This is a genomic window from Clostridium tyrobutyricum, assembly GCF_019144085.1.
Lineage (GTDB): Bacteria > Bacillota > Clostridia > Clostridiales > Clostridiaceae > Clostridium_B > Clostridium_B tyrobutyricum_A.
Map to the genome: position 1 here is coordinate 79,481 of NZ_JAHHUY010000009.1, position 19,459 is coordinate 98,939.

General features: G+C 26.8%; 14 protein-coding genes and 2 pseudogenes. 2 read left to right on the forward strand and 14 right to left on the reverse strand.

The annotated features are described in order from the left end of the window. Positions 1 to 136: 136 nt before the first annotated feature. The 11 genes from KM800_RS06180 to KM800_RS06230 all read right to left on the reverse strand — a co-directional run bounded on the left by KM800_RS06180 (position 137) and on the right by KM800_RS06230 (position 16,508). Complete coding sequence (locus KM800_RS06180; protein ID WP_217812306.1) at positions 137 to 2,686, reverse strand: AAA family ATPase; 2,550 nt, start codon at positions 2,684 to 2,686, stop codon at positions 137 to 139. An 11-nt stretch (positions 2,687 to 2,697) separates the two neighbouring features. Further along, positions 2,698 to 3,246, reverse strand: a complete 549-nt coding sequence (locus KM800_RS06185; RefSeq protein WP_217812307.1) for a hypothetical protein — start codon at positions 3,244 to 3,246, stop codon at positions 2,698 to 2,700. Further along, positions 3,227 to 4,825: a hypothetical protein gene (locus KM800_RS06190; RefSeq protein ID WP_217812308.1), complete on the reverse strand. Its 1,599-nt coding sequence runs from the start codon at positions 4,823 to 4,825 to the stop codon at positions 3,227 to 3,229. Before KM800_RS06190 ends, KM800_RS06185 begins: the two co-directional genes overlap by 20 nt. A gap of 138 nt (positions 4,826 to 4,963) precedes the next feature. After that, positions 4,964 to 5,896, reverse strand: a complete 933-nt coding sequence (locus tag KM800_RS06195) for a COG2958 family protein (RefSeq protein ID WP_217812309.1) — start codon at positions 5,894 to 5,896, stop codon at positions 4,964 to 4,966. A 340-nt stretch (positions 5,897 to 6,236) separates the two neighbouring features. Then, positions 6,237 to 7,847, reverse strand: a complete 1,611-nt coding sequence (locus KM800_RS06200) for a recombinase family protein (RefSeq protein WP_217812310.1) — start codon at positions 7,845 to 7,847, stop codon at positions 6,237 to 6,239. Between the two features lie 413 nt (positions 7,848 to 8,260). Continuing rightward, on the reverse strand, positions 8,261 to 8,689 hold the full coding sequence (locus tag KM800_RS06205; RefSeq protein ID WP_217812311.1) for a hypothetical protein: 429 nt from the start codon (positions 8,687 to 8,689) through the stop codon (positions 8,261 to 8,263). Positions 8,690 to 8,830: 141 nt separating this feature from the next. Next, positions 8,831 to 11,317 (reverse strand): hypothetical protein, encoded by a 2,487-nt coding sequence (locus KM800_RS06210; RefSeq protein ID WP_254906475.1) that lies wholly within the window; start codon positions 11,315 to 11,317, stop codon positions 8,831 to 8,833. A gap of 201 nt (positions 11,318 to 11,518) precedes the next feature. Beyond that, positions 11,519 to 12,595 carry a hypothetical protein gene (locus KM800_RS06215; RefSeq protein WP_217812313.1) on the reverse strand — a complete coding sequence of 359 codons (1,077 nt, stop codon included), beginning with the start codon at positions 12,593 to 12,595 and terminating at the stop codon, positions 11,519 to 11,521. 191 nt (positions 12,596 to 12,786) lie between these two features. Then, positions 12,787 to 13,827, reverse strand: coding sequence for a hypothetical protein (locus KM800_RS06220; protein ID WP_217812314.1), 1,041 nt, complete (start codon positions 13,825 to 13,827; stop codon positions 12,787 to 12,789). A 202-nt stretch (positions 13,828 to 14,029) separates the two neighbouring features. Beyond that, on the reverse strand, positions 14,030 to 16,216 hold the full coding sequence (locus KM800_RS06225) for a cell wall-binding repeat-containing protein (RefSeq protein WP_217812315.1): 2,187 nt from the start codon (positions 16,214 to 16,216) through the stop codon (positions 14,030 to 14,032). 100 nt (positions 16,217 to 16,316) lie between these two features. Then, positions 16,317 to 16,508: a helix-turn-helix domain-containing protein gene (locus KM800_RS06230; protein WP_217812316.1), complete on the reverse strand. Its 192-nt coding sequence runs from the start codon at positions 16,506 to 16,508 to the stop codon at positions 16,317 to 16,319. 166 nt (positions 16,509 to 16,674) lie between these two features. Between KM800_RS06230 and KM800_RS06235 the strand changes: the two genes are divergently transcribed. Continuing rightward, positions 16,675 to 17,034, forward strand: a complete 360-nt coding sequence (locus tag KM800_RS06235) for a helix-turn-helix domain-containing protein (RefSeq protein ID WP_217812317.1) — start codon at positions 16,675 to 16,677, stop codon at positions 17,032 to 17,034. A 164-nt stretch (positions 17,035 to 17,198) separates the two neighbouring features. Here the strand turns inward: KM800_RS06235 and KM800_RS06240 are convergent. From KM800_RS06240 to KM800_RS06250, 3 genes and pseudogenes are all read right to left on the reverse strand, one after another. Beyond that, positions 17,199 to 17,588 (reverse strand): annotated as a pseudogene (locus KM800_RS06240) (VOC family protein). Between the two features lie 18 nt (positions 17,589 to 17,606). Further along, a pseudogene (locus KM800_RS06245) lies at positions 17,607 to 17,926 on the reverse strand (TfoX/Sxy family protein). A gap of 129 nt (positions 17,927 to 18,055) precedes the next feature. Then, on the reverse strand, positions 18,056 to 18,193 hold the full coding sequence (locus tag KM800_RS06250; protein ID WP_419195458.1) for a hypothetical protein: 138 nt from the start codon (positions 18,191 to 18,193) through the stop codon (positions 18,056 to 18,058). 464 nt (positions 18,194 to 18,657) lie between these two features. Between KM800_RS06250 and KM800_RS06255 the strand changes: the two genes are divergently transcribed. Beyond that, positions 18,658 to 19,362, forward strand: coding sequence for a hypothetical protein (locus KM800_RS06255; RefSeq protein ID WP_217812318.1), 705 nt, complete (start codon positions 18,658 to 18,660; stop codon positions 19,360 to 19,362). Positions 19,363 to 19,459: the final 97 nt, after the last annotated feature.

The window sequence follows — 19,459 nt, forward strand, 5'->3', positions numbered from 1 at the left end:
GTTTATTAGTAATTTTTTTACCTTTCAAATATACCATAAACCATACCATATTAAGTAAAGTTCACCCCTTTGTCAAGACAATTTTTATCTTTTTGCTTATATCTATAACATTTGAAATGTATAAATTCTAAAATAGTTAAATAATTATCTGTCTAATAAATTTTTCTGGTCCCTCAAATTTATATCTGCATATTCCAACACCAAAGCTCTTCATTTTATGCAATATTAACCTTTCCAAATCATTATCACATGTTGAAATAAATATTTGGTCCATAAATATATTATTATTTGATTTTTCACTAAGTTGAAACCTCAATAAATCTACAAATGATAATACATTTAAATCATCCATAGTCTGAATAGGTTCATCCATAAAATAACACCGCATTAACTGGTTTTTATTAATCATTGCTTTAGATAGAAATATAGAAATTGCTAATGTTGATATTTGCCCTGAACTTAGTATATTAGCAAATGGGCTTTTATTATTTTTTAAGTCAATTACCTCAAGTTCTGCATTTCCATTCTGAGTATTTGCTCTATGAAAATTTATTCTTCTAATATTTGTATTTCTTGTTATCTTTCTATATATTTCATCTAATGGCTCTGCTATTCGTGAAACTTGATTGATCTCTGTTTCTTTTATAACTTTCTTTATTTCCTTTATAATTTTAGTTATCTTTTTTATTTCTCTAGAAATCTTTTTATGCTCGCCATCAATTTTAACTTCTTGTTCGTTAATACTTTTTATACTACTATTTATATTACTTAATTCAATATTATATTTTATATACTTACAAATATTTATACGCTTTTCTATATCTTTAAGATTCAATTCTTCTATCCCAATTAACAATAAATCATCTACGTCAAAAACTTCATTTTTCAAATTCAATAAAGCTTCATTTAATAAATTATACTTCCTATTTAAAGGTAAGTTTATATAATTTATTTTCTTTAAACTATTTTGAAATTCAATTAACAATGTAGAATGATTATAAGAACTTATTACATTTAGTAATTCTTCTTCCCTTTGCACATTAAAATTAAGTGATTTAATATTATCAGTTAACTCACTTATATTTTCTTCAAGGAATTCTATCGTAATTAACTTATAATCTATTGAATATTTTTGAGCCAAATTTAAATAATTTTCTACTTTTCCTTTTAACTTAATTAAATTTTGTATATTTATTAATTTTCTAATATATATATTACTAGTATAATTGATAATTTCCTCAATTAATACTTGATTACTTTTTTCAAATTCGTTGATCAGCTTTGCTATATTCTGCCTTTGTTCATCTTGTTCTCCTAAATACTTCTTTGCAGTTAAGCCAAGTTCAGATGTACTAAACTTTTCTCTACTTCCGCATAGTGGGCATGTATCATCTGATTCTCTATATTTATTAAATCCATTTATATTATCAACAATTAATCTTAATAATTTTGTAGTTGGATTATCTGTACTGTATAATTTAATTTTTTCATTCAATTTAACAATTTCACTAAAATTACCTTTTATTTTATTATTTTTTTCTTCAACTACTTTTTTTTCATGATTTGAAAGTTGTTCATTAATTCCAACACTAGTATAATTACTTTCAAATTCCTTATATGACTTAATTTTTTCTAAAGCAGATATTTTTTGTTCTATAGAAAGTTTACTATTTTCTATAGAATATAAATCTATTGCTTTTAACTTATTTATAATATTTAAATTATTTTCGTATATCGATTTCAAAGTAATAAAATCATTTAATCTCATACTGTTACTTAAATATTGCTTATACTTACTCAAATTATTATAAATTACATTTACAGATATTTTAGTTAATGTACTAATATGACTATTAAATTCATTATGTATGTCTGTTTTATCATCTTTATTCTTAGCTTTTAAATAACCATATGGATTTGTGTTTTCCCCTCTATAAATAGAATTATTAGGATAAATTTCTTTTTCTACATCTTGACCTATAATAGATTGTACATTTTCCATTACTTTAAGTGAATCATCTTTATTTTTTCTTATACTTTCTAAGTTATCTTTTATCTCTTCTTCTTCCGTCTCTAATCTTTTTTTAACTTCTTCTATATTACTTAATATATTCTTAGCTTCTATATTATCTCTATAAAAACAAGAAAACATTTCATATATATCTTTTCTTCCTTTATTATACAATATTATGTTTTTTTCATATGAACATATATATCTATCATTAAATTCATATATTACTTTCTCTAATTCCTTAACAAATTCATTCTTTATATCGCTATCTTCGCAAGTTACTTTTGGCAATGATAACTTATACCCATCTATATCTAAACTTTCTTCAAATTTTCTCTCTATTACTATACTTTTTTTCTTATATATAGCTTCAACTTTAACAAATACAGGTTTTCTTTCTCCATTTCTATTTCTAAGAATTCCTTTATTAGCTTTGTCAGTTGTAGCTTCCTTATTTTTGCATCTACTTCTAAAATCTCTTTCTAATCTTTCCACTGTACCTGTAAAGCACCATTCAATAGCTTCTAGCAATGAAGTTTTTCCATATCCATTTGCTCCTGTCAATAAAATCATTTTAACATCTTTATTATCACAACTGAATACAAATGGTTCTTTTAAGCTCTCATATCCTCTAAAATTATCTATGTAGACACTTTTTATATAAAAATTACCCATTTATCCCTCCATTAAGTTAATAACTTATTTCTAATTGTTTTAATATCTAATTCTTCATAAGGCTTTAACAATTCATAATAAATATCTTGTCCACCTATTATTGAAGTTATTTTATTTCTAAGTTGTTCTTCCTGTCCTTTAAATTCAATTTTTTTTAAAGGTTTAAATGGCAACACATCCAATTCTAATTCTCCCAATTCACTATCAGAATTAATAAAAATTTTCCTACATATATGTGTATCCCTCTCATATTTAAATATTAAATTGCTCATTTCCTGGTTTAATCTTTTATTATCGTATAAAATTATTAAATTTATATTATAAATTAAAGCTTCATTATCTCTATAACAATTTTGAAACCATAAAATTTCCGTTTCATATTTTTTCATTATTTTCTCTGAAATATCTTCTGAAATAATAATATAAGCTTCTGTTTTTTCTTTATTAGAAAAAATATTATCAAATTCAAATTTAATATTTTCTTTACAATCATTAATAAAAAACTCACACTTTGAGTATCCACATATCAAAAGAATTTCTTCAATTTTTGTGTTTATCATTAGACACACATCTCTCCTCAAAAATTCTATTCAATTGCTTAATATTTGCAGGTTCATCTTCCTTAAAACATTCCATACACTCCACAGAAAATGGCTTTTTATAGCCTGGCTTGTCTACTTCCACATCATTAGAATACAAAGGTTTATTAATGTGTAGCTCATAAAAGCCTTCAAACTTTGAGTCTCCAAAAAGCCAAGTATTAGGTGTTTTTCTTGATCTGTAAATCCTTTTAAGTATTCTCTTCCGCATAAGTTTAGGCCTATCATGCGGCTTAGGTAATAGAATGCTTTCTTTATTTTCATACGGATGTTTAAATAACCACATTTCATCGTCAATAGCAAACCAATTTTCAATTTTTAACTTATATTGTTTATTATTTATAGTATATGCATATATAAACTTTATTACTCTGCTTATATAACTACGTATAAATGTTTTATTTTCTAAAAATATATCATATTTTTTTTCTGAATTTAATGTATTATAATCATCTAAGCTCATAAATTCATCTGGAGCTATTGTATTTAAAAATGAATATATATGATTCCTATTTTTAAAAGTTAAAATAAAGTAATTATAAAAATTCTCACTAATATTACAATAAGTCATAATTATATCTTGTACTTCGGTTTCACTATAATCATCTAAAAGTAATTCTTTTATGTCTTTTATAGCAGTATCAAAGTAACTTCTCAAGCTATTAATTAATCTTTCAAAATTAGTTTCGTCTTCATTATCTGATAATTCTTTCAATCTTCTATTAATGTCGCTTAACTTTATATATATCCTCTCAGATTTATTCTTTTTCTTTTGCCAAGAATTAATTATATAATTTATACATAATGAATATAAGATATCTTTTCTTTTTTCTTGGTATTTTAAAAAATAATCGGAATACATATTAGATAACAAATCTTTTATATCACTAATCAACTTTTGTCTATCACTAACCCATGAAACCACTATACATTTATTTATAAACTTATCAATTATTGAATCATTACTTAACTTATTTACAATAGTTTTTACCCTATTTTTTATATTGTTTGGTACTTTACCGTTACCTTTATTGGAGGTTTCATATGATTTTATTTCTGTCATGGACACTTGTGGCTTTACTTCATCTTTCATATAATTATTTAAAGAATCTTTGAAAAAATTTCTAATTTTTTTATTATCCCATCCTTCTTTTATTTTATTGTAATAAAATAATCCACACTTAAAATCAATATCACTACACTTTAAATTAATAAATTTCAAATAAGCATAGTAAAGTAATACAATTGCCTCTTTATCATTAAAATTATTAGATTTAGAGTGATATTTCACTTGAGCAATTCTAATGTACTGTTTATTATCATATATAAAATTTTTAGCATAATCTTCTACCATCTCTATTTCATATTCAGCATCTACATCTTTAGTCAAATCATTAAAAAAATTACCTTCATCATTTTGACTTAACATGTCCATTAGCATTAAATCGAATTGATAAAGGTATCCCCATATACTAAAATCAGCTTTTCTTCTCTCTTCACCTTTATCTAATTTATATAGAATCTCTTTATTTTCAACCATTTTACTTCCTCATGTTTTTATTAAATTTTTCATCAAAAAAATAAGCTCTAGAATCATAATTTTTATCAAAATAACATCTTATTAATTTTTGCGGTCTAAAATTTTCATAACATCATTTCATAACTAATTTAAATATATTTAAATTATTTTTTTATTTTTTACATAATCTAGGTAATCATCATCACTTAAAACTTTATCATATATGCTTTTTACTTTTCCTACTTCTATATCTTCCGTAAGATTACAAATAAAATCTTTAAAATTTTTGTTTTCACCTGCCAATCTGTCAATTGTATCCCAATCAATAATATCATTTTCCTTAGATGGTAATATTATTTCACTTTGTTCTATTTCACTAGAATTTAACAATATAATACCTATTCCAAATGAATTATTTAATCTTCTTAGCTCATCCCTTAAAAGAACATCATCTTCCATATCTAATGCTACTAAATATCCCTCATTAGCCCAACTTGAATTAGATACTGCCTGAAAATAATATTCTCTTAAATCACTAAATGTTAACTTTATCTTTATTTCAAATGAATACAATTTAAATGAACTCATTTTAAAAGCTTCCTGCAATTTTTGAGTTTCACCTAAATAATCTTTAAACGGGAAATATACTCCTACTAAATCTGGATGTAACCATTCATTATATCCCTTTTTTCTTCTACTTGAAAGTTCATGATATATAGTTTTGCTGTAACATTTAAAATGAGAATTTGAATACAAAAACTTAACTAATAATGGATGCAGTTCTCTTTCATTAAACTTATTTTTTTTATTCTTTGTAAAATTTTCAATCTCTTTAATTTTATTATCATTGTACAATTCTTTAAGATAAAATTTTGCTGGTCTTTTACTAACTTGAATAAATTTAGTATTAATATTATCTCTAATATCTATATAAATTTTAGCTCCTATAGTTGCCCATGGCGTTTTTCCATTACTATCAATTTTTCGTGATATATTCAATCGAAGAGCATTTTCCCATATTTCTTTTGCTGTTAAAGGTTTTTTTACAACTTTTAATGTTTCAATAACTAAATCTATAAATGAATATGACATTTATCCTCCAAATTAACAATAAACTAGATATTTTATTATACTTATAAATAGAAAATGCACCACATAATATAGCATATTTTTCTATTTATAAATAATTATACTACATTTTACTTCTCAATTACACAATTAATTCCCATAGAATCCACTAATATACATAATCCTACACCTATGCCAAATCCTAATATGAAATATCCCATTAATATCACATCCTTTTATTAATTCTTCCTACTTATTCAATTTTTTCTTTACTTCCATATACACTGAAATACCAAGTAAAATTCCTGCTGTAAAGAAATCTATTAACTTCAAATCCTCACCTCCCTTCGGAGATTATTTCTTATCATATACATAATGTAAACACACTAAAAGAAGGAGAACCCCCATCACCTGGAGATTCTCCTTCTCTTGATTTTATAAAGTATTTCCGTATTTTTTCATCAAAATGCAGCTCTATACTGTCTATCTGTTTTCTATCTTTGATAGTTATCTTCTTTATTATGACTTGAAGCAGTGTCTTCTGATCTTCTGGAGATGCTATTTCAAGAAGTTTACTAAAATCATTAAGTATACTTTTTACTTGTTCATATGCTATAATTCCTGAATCATTATTTTCAAGTTCTCTTTCAACTCTATCTTTTTTATCTGAAAGCTCATTAATATCCTTTGTTATTTTCTCTATTCTTTCAGATAGTACTTCCTTATTTATTATTCCATCTGTATATAGGTCGAATATCCTATCTTTCTTCTTTGCCATATTATCCAAATTAAAATTTAATTGCTTTATTTCATCCTCTAGCGGTTTTATTATTTCCTGCCTTTTTCTATTCAGATTACTCACAATATCTTTTAATATTCTTTTATTTAGAAGTACTTTCTTAATTCTTGATAATACATATTTCTCTGCATAATCAGCTCTTATCCCATTTGAATGACATGCTGCAGTTCCCTTACTCCTCCAGTTTCCACATACATAATATCTAGTAATTCTATAACCACCTTTTTTTAGCTTGTTCTTTGTTCTACCTGCAACCATAGATGCTCCACACTGAGGACACTTCATGAGTCCTGTCAGAAGATAGTTACTCTCAAATGTCTTCTTAGGTTTTCCACTCTTTATCTTGTATAGTTCATGTACTTTATTCCAAAGATCCATTGAAATTATAGGTTCATGCTCTCCATCAACTATGATTGGATTCTTATTTATGCCCTTTCTTCTCTTTTCAGTCCAGTTTTCTCTTACATTATATCTTATCTTTCCTATATATATGGGATTCATAAGTATATCCTTTATTCCACATGTAGAAAACATATTTCTTTTTTTAGTCTTGTATCCTTCATGATTGAGTTTATTACATATAGCTTTCAATCCTTTTCCTGAAGAATACAATTCAAATATTTTCTTAACAATAATTGATTCTTCTGGTATAACCTTTAGGCTTGTCTCACTTTCTGAAATAGGTACAGACTTATAGCCAAGTACAATTCCACCATTCCATTTTCCTGTTCTTGCCCTCTGTTTCATGCCCATCTTAACATTTTCAACTGTAGTTTCTCTCTCAAATTCTCCTATAGAAGAAAGAACATTCATCATTAATTTTCCTGCTGCAGTAGAAGTATCAAAAGCTTCTGAACAACTTTTGAAACCTACATCATACTTTTCAAATTTCTTTATTATAGTAAGCAAATCATATTGATTTCTGGCAAGTCTATTTGTTTTCCATACCCATACTTCATCAAACTTTCCTGCTTCTGCATCCCTTATCATTTGTTGAAGCTGGAATCTATTTTTCATTGACTTACCACTAATACCTTTATCAGCATATACCTTCACTACCTCCTTTCCTTCAAATTTACACTTTTGTCTTATTATATTTTCTTGTGCATCTATACTGTATCCTTCTTCTGCCTGTTCAGCAGTAGATACTCTTACATATCCTGCTACTTTAATCATTTTTCTATACCTCCAAAATTATAATATATATTTATAAATCCGCTCATTATAATCTTTGGTTAAAATTAATACTGACAACTATTGGCACAGAAATATATTTTTACGGTAATGTCGATAGTGCCGGTATTTTAGATACTAAAATATACTGGACAATTCCTTTTTTATTTTAGTACCTTATATATTAAAAAATATCTCTATTTTATATTTTCATCTTTATTAGAAGCACTTGACTTATTATCAAGATAATTCTTAACTATATTTGAAATAACATCTATCATTATGTCATAACTTACATCTCTTTTTTTCATTAACTTCACCCCATATTTTATTTTGATACCCATTTAAAATTAATTGAATCTTCACTTAATTTTAAATGGGTTTTTATTATATTTTTTGTTGATATTAAGTTAATTCTATTTTTTTGACTTTATTACAGCAATTGTATTTTCTCCATTCTTTATATATTCAGCTTCTTGAAATGTTATAGATGTTCTATTACTAAACTCTAATTCCATGGCTTTTGATATTTCTTCAACGAGTGCCTTGCAATATATGATTCTTTTATTACCGCTTCTTCTAAGTTTATAACTATTTTCATTTCCTAGTGATTGTCCAACTATTATTGTTTTTTCTATTTCTTCTGGATTACCTATTTTCTCTAAAAATACATTTGAAAAAGTAAACCTTGACCCAGTTCTACCATTTACAATTGACATTACCCCGGATCTTCCTATACTTCTTGTTATATCCTTACTTTTTGCTTGAGTAGCACTTTTTAAAATATCATCTATACCTATACTTTCTTCCTCATTATTTATATTATTACTTTCCAATTTTTCCATATTATAATCCTCCAAAAATATTATTTTAATATTAAATATATCAGCTACTTTATAACAACTTTTTTTAGTTTGAACATTCACACCCCTTCACCATCAAAAATATTGGCACTATCGACACTATTAACATAATATCCAAACAAATTAAAAATCAATAATATCAGAATCTTTTACCGAAACATCCATTTCTTTAATTATAGTTATTTTTTTACCTTTGCTGTGATGCCTTATTGTATAACTTATACGATACAATAGAAGATTTGATTTCACTTCATTCAATCGTCTACTTAAAACATTTGGTTCATTGGGCCACAGTTTTGAATTAGTATCTATTTTTTCTTTAAAGGCAACATCGTATAACTTTTCAAGAAATTCCGATATAGTTCCCGACCAATTTTTTCTATCTTTCATAAACGCTATAACTACAGATGCAACTGGATTTGATTCAACAGCTTCATCATTTGCCCTGTTCTGATTATTTAAATACGCTCCAATGAATTTTTCTCCTCCTATACCTGAAACTTCTGAAATAGCATATCCCCATTTTGTAAAGTCAGCCATTCTCCCAAGCTTTTCTACTTTAATAGTTTTATATAATTTCATAGCTTTTGATAACGTTGTAAATATTGCTCCTAAAATTTTCGGTTTTGCATCGTTGAATTCTTTCCATATAGTTTCTTCATCTTTTCTTTCAGTGTCAGGAATTCTCTCAAGTTCAAGTAATATTGAACGATCAAGCAAATCTGGTCTTGTAGCGACAACATTTATACCATTTAATACCACACAATCCTTTAGAAATAGTATTGTTTCATCCTCATCAGTAAATAATTTTCTCTTACTGAATCCACCACCTGTAGCAGCCATACATAAAATGTCGCTTTTTCCAGCACTTATGTTATCAATATTATCAAAACATGGCATATAATTGTTGTTCAAAATAATTCCAAGATCACTATTGCTCGTTGGCATTGCTACAATATCTCTTATTGCAGGGTCAACTATAGACCTGTCTTTTCGCATTGACGTGGTTTTTGAAGAACCTTTTTCTCCATATATTACAATTATTGGATGAGGAATATTTGGTATAAACTTTGTTACAATATCTACCATGTGAAGAATTTTATCATCTTCATTTCTAAACCTATAAAACTTACTCAATATGGAAAGATCTTCGTACTTTTCAGGTATCACTTGTGCTTTCAGATTTTTATTTTTTAAGAACATTGGTTCATTATTATCAATTATTTTCCAATCATTTTCATCTATTACGACAACTTTCCAATTATTATCGCAAAGATCATAATAAATTTTTTCATCATATTTTACACATCTTTTAGATACATATCGGTTTTGTTCCTCTGTAAGTGCTTTCATATTTAAAACACCAATAACTTGCTTCATAGATTCTGACGTTATAGCCTTACCTGTCTTATCAAAAAAAATTTTAGTCAACCACATTTTAAATTTCAAGCTTGACAACTTATATACTTCAACATGGTTGTCAACTCTTATTGAACAATAAGTTTCTTCTGAATAATCTGAAAAAAATTCAGCTTGACTTGCAAGTTCAATGAGAATATCTGATTGACTTTTCTTGGTACTTTCAGCATCTCTTCTATCTTTTTTATTATTCTTTCTCCATCCTGGCTCAAGCTTGTCTCTAAGTGTATACCAATTTTCTTGACTACAATGGTCATGATGGCATCCAGCAACAATAGCTCCATTATCAAATTGAATAATATAGGCAGAATAATCTGTGTGTTCCTCTCTCCAAGGACACTTTTCAAGTACATATACAGTAGCATTTCCCCAATTTTTTTCCTTGAATACTTCAATTCCATATCTTTTCATCCAACTTTTTATATCAATTTTATTATGATTATCAATTCTATTATTTTTTTCTTTCTCATTTGGTAGCATCGACGTTAATTTTTGAAGTTGTTTCACATCAACTTTTTCAAACTTTTCAGGATATTCTAGCACTTTTGCCATTCTATGAGGTCTATCTTCAGTATTATCACCCTTACATGCTACTGAACCATATAATTTGCATATTCTTGCAGCATTATAGACTGATTTATCTATGTCCACTTTTTCATCTGAAAAAATTTCATCTAAAACTTTGAGTACATTTTTTATAAGTTGTACGCTGTTACTGTTATTTTCAAGATCAATATGATATAAAAGGTGTGCTCCATTGCCACTATCAGCTAATATAGGCTCAGACCATCCTTGTTCTTCAAGAAATTCTTCAACTTCTTTTGCTCTTTCTATGGCGCTTTTATGTTCTTCGTCTGTTGATGAAGTACCAGTGGGTCTTACAGCGTCCAAATCAATTAATAAAATTCGCCTTTTAGTAATATCTGCATCTGATGTTGTATTTTTTGCATAATATTTCAATTTATTCTTAGACTTTGAGATTAAATCTTTTTTTACAGGATTCAATGTAAAAAATACATTATATTTCCCAATATAGGGTTTGATATCATCTGCAAGCCTTTCATAATCGTTATAATATCCTGATATTGTTCCTTTATCAGTCTTTAACATACGAATCTCGCATAGCTCATTACTTTCTTTAATAAAATTCAACCCCTTTTTTATTTCTTCTAAATACTTATCATTAATCAAATTAAAGCTTCCTCTCATAAGCATATCTGCAGCTATGCTATAACTATTTCAGTTTTGGCCTTTACTGTATTTACATTATATATTTTTAGATTTTATAATTCATTAGGTATCCTACATTAATTTTTTTTATGGGATAGCAAATTTTTATAAAAGAATGAGTTATTCCAGAAAACCATCCTAGAATAACTCATTCTTTATTATTTATTCTTGTCTATTTATTATTCCGTAATTCAATTCACAAAGAATTCTATCACTTATATTCTTAAACTTATCATCTTTATTCATTTCTCTTAATTCTTTAAGTCGCTTTATAAACTCCTTATTTGTTTCATTTTGTTCTTCATTCTTAATACTCTCAATATGCTTGTCTATTGTACTATCAATAGATGTATTCATATTAACAACATCATGTGCATACTTTAATCGTATTTTCACTTCATTTTCAAGCCTTTCTTCCTGCATCTTTTTATAATTTTCCTCTCCAATATTTTTTTCCCAACTTTCATTTACAGCTTTTATTTCTTCCGGCGAATCAAAAGACATAGCAAAGTTATCTAAAGCCTTCCAATAATCCTCTTCTTTTTTAATTATTGCATCTCTCTCTTTTACAAAATCACTGTTCATCTCATTTTTTAATACCTGAGCCATATATTTATCAAGACTTATATTTTCATACTCTCCAAATAGCTGATTTTTGAACTCTTCTCCTTTACTATTATCCATATCCTTTTTATCTATATATGACGATAAATAATAATATATAATTACTTCATTAATTTGATTATCTAAATTCAGCCACATTTCTACTCTCTTCTCTATTGGTAACTTAGATATGCAGTCAAACATTAATTTTATTTTTGTGGATATGTTTTCAATAATCCCTGTTTCCATTATTGTACTAGTATATACAGGATGTATTTGAGTTTCTCTTCTAAAGTTCTTAGGTAATTTATCAGCTACAACTTTTAAACATTTTTTATTATATTCTATTATGTCATTCAGATTTACACTTTCAGCCGTACTATTTTTTCTATAAAATGGGTTTTCAGAAAACATAGTAAATAATACGTATGCTATATCTTTCCATTCTTTTTTGAAACAAAAATTTCTATCATCTTTCTTGTAATCTAGCTTAGCTTTGCCAGCTTTTCTGAAATTATTAATATCAATGTCATACACTTCCTTACTGCACATTCTTTTAATATTATTATAAAATTTATTGTTGCTCCAACCCAAAGATTTTATAAAATCTTTAAAATTCATATCCTCTTCATTCATAGATAAATCAAGCTCCTCTTATTAATTAGTTTTAACACTTTGTAGTAAAAATTATCTAACAATGCAATATTATACTACATATTTCTACAAGAGCATATAAAATTTACTAGTATCAATAAAAAAATAATAACCATATAAGAAAGATATACAAAATTTTCTTCCTACATAGTTACTATTTTTAATAATCTCAATTAACTCCTAGTCATATTTACAGATACTCTTTTATCTTCATTATTAGTAAATACTGCATCAAAGCTATTCTTATTTTTCATATACAATATGAAAGTTGTATTTATTGGTTCATCTGAAAATACTGCACCACCGCCATTATTGCTATCTGCTCTCACAGTCATATTATATAAATATAGCTTATAAGCATTCTTCCCTAGCTCTTCTACTTTATATCCATAGGTTGAATCAATATTTGGTATGTACTTACAATGCAGGTCAAGTGTTTGTCCATCATTTATATTCATATCTATTGTCATTTGACTATTTAATATTTGCTGTTCTGCCCCAACCCAGTTTCCTATGAGAAAATCTCCCGATATTGTATTCTTTGGTGTTTTAACTGGTACAAATCTTCTTATGAAATCAAGATAACTCATAGCTTCATATGATTTATCTCCTGAATGATCTTCTAATTTGCCACTACTTGCATCTTCCTTATAGTCACCTGGATCATTATAATTATTAGTAGACAAATTTTCATTAGATACATATATAGAATAGTCAAATGCACTATCATCTTTTGTAAATGTATATTCAGTATAATGTATTCCATCTGTATACTTCTTACCATCTGGCACATCTACCTTTGCTCCATCATTATCTATAAAATGTCTTATATTATTTGGAGAAAATCTTATATTATCATTTATAGTTTTACTTCCATCTGCATCTATTGTCATTTTATCTCCAAGACTATTCAAAGTTGAAACTTTAGGAACCACAGACCCATTGGCATCAAAAGGTTTATTTTTTGAAATCTCTGTTTTATTATTATTATTTGATACTGAGGTTTTAAGTTTACTTGGTATCTTGCTTAAAACAATTTTCTGCATCTTATCATATTCCACTCCTGAACCTAATACAATAATTCCTACAATAACAGCACTTACAGGTAGAATTCCTATCTTTCTACACTTGGCAGTCTTAATAAGTATCAATATCAAACTCAGTAATATCATCAAAAATCCTATTAGAAATAATATTAAACTTATATATTTCATTTTTATCCCACCTATTTAGATGTAGTTTTACTACTACCCGATACTTTTGATATTATCCATATTATTATGGAAATCAATATCAGCCATTTTGCCATATCTATTTTTTATTAAAAATACATTATTACATCTAATAACTTTGAGATATTAAATATAATAATGTAACTATTAATAATTTTTTATATTCTTATATATCTTATTTATTTTAATAATAGTAATCTACATTACAATTGGGTAATGTTATTATATTTTTAGTATCATCACTTATTGAATTTCCTCCCAAATAAAGAGACTGTAAGTTAGTTAAATTATTTATATAACTTACATCTGTTATTTTATTACCCCTTAAATCAAGATACTCCAGTTTTTTTAGCTTTTCTAACGAACTAACATCCTCTATAAGATTACCCTGTAGATCAAGCCATTTCAAATTACTTAAATTAATCAAGGGTGTTATATCCTTTATTTGGCTATTTTCAAGCTCACTACCAAATAAATCTAAGTGTTGCAAATTAGTTAAATTCTTCAATTCACTGATATCCGTTATATGATTTCCACCTAAATCTAAATATTGTAGGTTGGTCAAATCTTTTAATGGACTTATGTCGCTTATTTGATTTACACCTAAAATAAGAGTCTGTAAATTAGTTAATTTATTTAATACATTTATATCTGTCAGTATAAAGTTACTTCTTAAATCCAAATCGTGTAAATTAGTTAAATCTTTTATTGGAGCTATATCGCTTATTTCATTCCCCTCTAAATTAAGAATTTCTAAACTATTTAAAGATTTTAATTTACTTATATCTGATATTTCATTCCAACTTAAATCAAGGGTTTTTAAATTAGTTAAATTTTCAATTCCACTAATATCAGTTATACTATTTTCATAATTTTCATTTTTAGCAGATAAATTAGTTATTTTGTCCACATCACTTTTATACAACTTACCAGTTGGCTTATTTATTGTACTTCTTACTGCTTTTTCTAGATTAATATCCTTAAAGGTTATCTCAGCATTTGGAGCATACGCATCTTTATCATTTACTGTAACTACAGATGATGCTGTTTTATTTCCATCATCTGTAGTTGCTACTATAGTTGTTTTACCTACACTTACTGCTGTCACTTTTCCATTGGAATCTATAGTTGCAATTTCTTTATTAGAGCTGTTCCATATTATATTTTTATTTGTAGCATTAGTTGGGGATATTATTGGAATTAAATTGTCTGTATCTCCTACTGTTAATGTATCAGCTGACTTGTTTAAACTTATAGAACTTACTTTAACATCACTAGAACCTGAATTATTTGTATTACTAGATGAAGAATCAGTGTTTCCATTACTATTATTATCATTCTGCTGAGATTTATTAATATTTATATTTATAATATTAACTATAGTATCTGGTACTACAGCATTTCCACCTACTACATTAACAGTGGTTTTATTTCCATCAATATTTTTAGTTATATAAGATATAGCATTATCTGTATTTTGTGTGTTTTCCTTATCAGTCAATACAAGTGGTGATGTGTATTTTCCAGATAAAACAGAAGCTACAAGAGCATCCGCATATCCATTTCCTGTGGCATTAGCAATATAAATCTTGTCATTTTTTAAGTCAGATTTATAGTAATTCAATATTTTAAGATTAGTATCAAACCTGTCGGAACCACCATTTACCCTGTTTATTGCACTAAATTTTGAATATATATTGTCATTTATTACATTGCTTGTACCTATTATAGTAGCCTTTGATTTATTAGCTTTTATGAAATTTAATTGCTGGCTTATATCATTAGAATTATTGTCGGCTAATAATAAGATTTCTCCCTTGGCTGCTGCAATGGGAGCTATAGATAAAGCATCTGAAAAATTTTGGCCTCCTACAACCATTACATTGTCTGCACTTACTCCATGATTATTTACCAGTTCATTTGCTACTGCTACATTAGTTTCATATCTGTTTTTTCCACCAAGTTCTACTAAATTATAGGATTTTTTTAATGTATTCCTTATTGATTGAGACACAGAAGCAGTTCCACCTACAATATAAATATTCTTAGGCTTTAAAGTATTAAGTGCAGATTGAGTATCACTATTTAGAGTATTGGACTGAGTAAGTAGTATAGGTGCGTCTAATGTCTTGGCAAGTGATGAAGCACTTATCGCATCTGCGTATCCTTCTCCAGATACAAGTACTACACTGTTACTTCCATTACCCCAATTTGATGTGGCAACTTGTGCTGATGTAGAATATCTATCTGATGCCCCTAGTCTTGTAACCTTTCCAGCATCAGCCTTGACTACACCTGTTGTTATTGCAGTTGTTAATACCAGAGATATAAGCATAGTACTTGCAAATATCTTTTTACAATTTTTATTCATGTTTTGTTCCCCCTTTAATTATTTTTTAATATAAGTTATCTATAAGTCTATTTTATTAACTTATATAGACTCATATTGTCGCTTTAAATTATTAAAAATGTTATAGAAATATCTTAATATCCACTTCCAATGCTTTAGATAGCTTGTCTAACGTCTTTATAGAAGGTGCTGTTCTTCCAACTTCAAGATCCGAAAGATACGTATTAGATATGCCTGCTTTTTCTGCCAATTCATATTGCTTTAATCCTTTTTTAATTCTTTCCTCTTTTATTTTTTCACCTATATTATCCAAGATTCCCACCTCCATAATATTATTATACGATAATTACGTAGTAATACAAGTAATAATTACGTATATTATATAATATTTTGTAGTTTTAATATAGCATTTTACATTTTTTCTGATTTTGTTTATACTTTAGTTATTACGTTATTTACGGAATAGAAGGAGTTATATTATGAGTATGATAGGAACTAAATTAAAAGAGATTAGAAAAGCCAATAGACTTTCATTAAAAGAACTGTCAAATAGAATTGATGGAAAGATATCAATATCATTTTTGAGTGATATTGAAAATGGAAGGAGCAACCCTTCCTTTGAAAATTTGAAACTCATTGCTGCTGCCCTTGAGACTCCGGTTTCTTTTTTCATTGAGGATTCTAAAGACAATATATTCTCAAATGCCACTAATGATGCTGATTTCATGCATGTAATTAATCTACTCCAAGATTTTAAAGACTGGAACATAGAAGACAAAAAAGAACTACTTTATTATCTGAAAGCTAAAAAGGTTATCAGAGATAATACAGATATTTAGACTTAAAAAAATAAGCACTATCATCACTGTATCCTATTTTTTACAGTGACGATAGTGCCGATATTTTTTGCTACCAAAGTACATATATATCTGATTTTTTATGCACAAATTTTATATTGTTCGTTTAATTCGTAGTTTTAAGGATATTAAGACAAAATTGGAATTTATTTATTAAATGAACCACTCTCAATAAGATTGCCCTCAGGATCTGCAATATAACATGTCCTTTGACCCCAAGATTCTGTTGTTGGTTTCATCACTGATTCTACTCCTTTAGAAATGATATTTTCATATACTAAATCTACATCTTCATGTTTGGGAACACTTAAAGCAATCTCATAATGACCATTTATACCATTAGCATAATTGAATCGTTTATTCGTCATTTTTTTCAAGATCATTTCTTCCGTAAAACATAAACAATACTCAATCTTTTTTTAACATTACATTTGGTTCTTTTCCATCCCAATGAATTTCAAATCCAAGGATATTTTATAAAACTCAACCATAGTTCTCATATCACTAACAAATATTCCAATACCATCTAATTTCATTTTAATCTTCCTTTCAAATCACTTTTTCTTTTTTAATTTTGGAGTAGGAAGTTCTTTGTACATCTCCATAACTAGTTGATATAGGAAGTCTTTATTATCAACATCCTCAACCAAAAGCATTAGTTTTGCACCATCATAAGGTAATTCCTCAATTGCATCTGGAATCAACTTTCTACTTGCCTTAGTTATCTTAATTAAAAAACGATCATCATATATTCCTCCAAAAATCTTTCCTCGAAAATATAAAATATATTCTCCCATCATTTTCTAAAAGAAATATCATCCAGTAAATCTAATTGTCCAATAATAAAATCTAAATATTCTTGACTAGAAGCCATATCTTACTCCTTTTCAAATTATTATTTATATTACTCGGTCGTAAATTGGAAATTCATAAGTCTTAACCAGTTTTATTGAAAATTACTGCATGTTCTTTAAGAGAAATCTTTCCAACTTGATATCCATATTCATTTAGTTCCTTTTTGTATCTTAAAAAAATGATCTATCTTAATTCCTACAATGTCCTGTATTTCATCAAAAGATAGTTTCATTGATAGACTATCTTTCTTTTGAATATATTCCCACAAAACAGCATATTTACTCATACCTTATCACTCCTCACAAATTACTTATTTAAGTAATTTTTACTTCACGATAATAAATACAATATGATCTTATCACACATTTAGAATTTAGTGAACTTATAGTGTAAGATAATTAATCAGCGAAAATATAGATGTATCAACTATTTGCTGGTTTTAGTTATAATAATATTTTTCATTAAATAATAAATAAAATTCTAATTGAGAATACTAAGGATTAGTAATTATCTATAAATATATAGTCAAACAGGTTTATTTATAGATAATGATTTGAAAATATCTCTACACTTAGTCTTTTTATATTTAATAATTATAGAATTTCTATATATTATATAAAACCTTATATGTATATTTAATACTATCTATGCATAAAATGGCTAAATATTATATATGTATTGTATTAAAGTGCATTATATGTTAATATATTAGCGAAGTACCAAAAAAATACATATCAGGAGGGACAAATAATGAAAAATATTAAGACCGTTAGAAATATCTCTTTAGCGTTAACCATTGCAGTAGGAGGAAGTTTTGTAATACCTAGTCTAGTTAGTGCAAAATCTATAGACAAGCCTAGTACAAATATATCCACTACAACGACTTCTAATACTAAACAAAGTTCTATAAGCCAAGCCTTAATAAATAAGGCAACTCCATACATAAAAACTACTAAAAATAGTTTTTATCTCTCCAAAGAAGGTTATTCTAAACTTAATAAGGATGAATTAAAGACAGTATTAGATTGTATTAAAGATAATAATCAAAATTTAAAAGAAGTTATAAATTCAAATGATATAACTAAAAATGGTAATACATTTATTCAATCTTTAACTACTGATAATATGTCAGCTAATAAATCAAACGGTAAGTTAAAAATGTCAGTAGCTTCAGTATCATCATCATCAAGTTATATGAGTGTAAGATATACTTGGTGGGGAGCTCAAATTTATTTTTCGCATAGAGCAATAAATGATTTTAAAGATTATATGTATTTAGGAGGTACGGTTGGTGGATTTTTAGCTAAGGCTGGAAAATCAGTAGCTAGTGGGTATTTATCTTCAATAGCTTTAGTTGGAGGTGCTCTTGTTTGGTCAATGACCAAAGTTGATGAAGGTCGTGGTGTTTATTTAAATTGTGTTTTATATGTACCAGCTACATTCACTCCAGCTTGATTTAACTTAAATTTTACTTTATATAATAATTGAATAGTCTTTTGCAACAAAAAATAATAAGAGTATAATAAAAAATTATACTCTTATTATTTTTTGT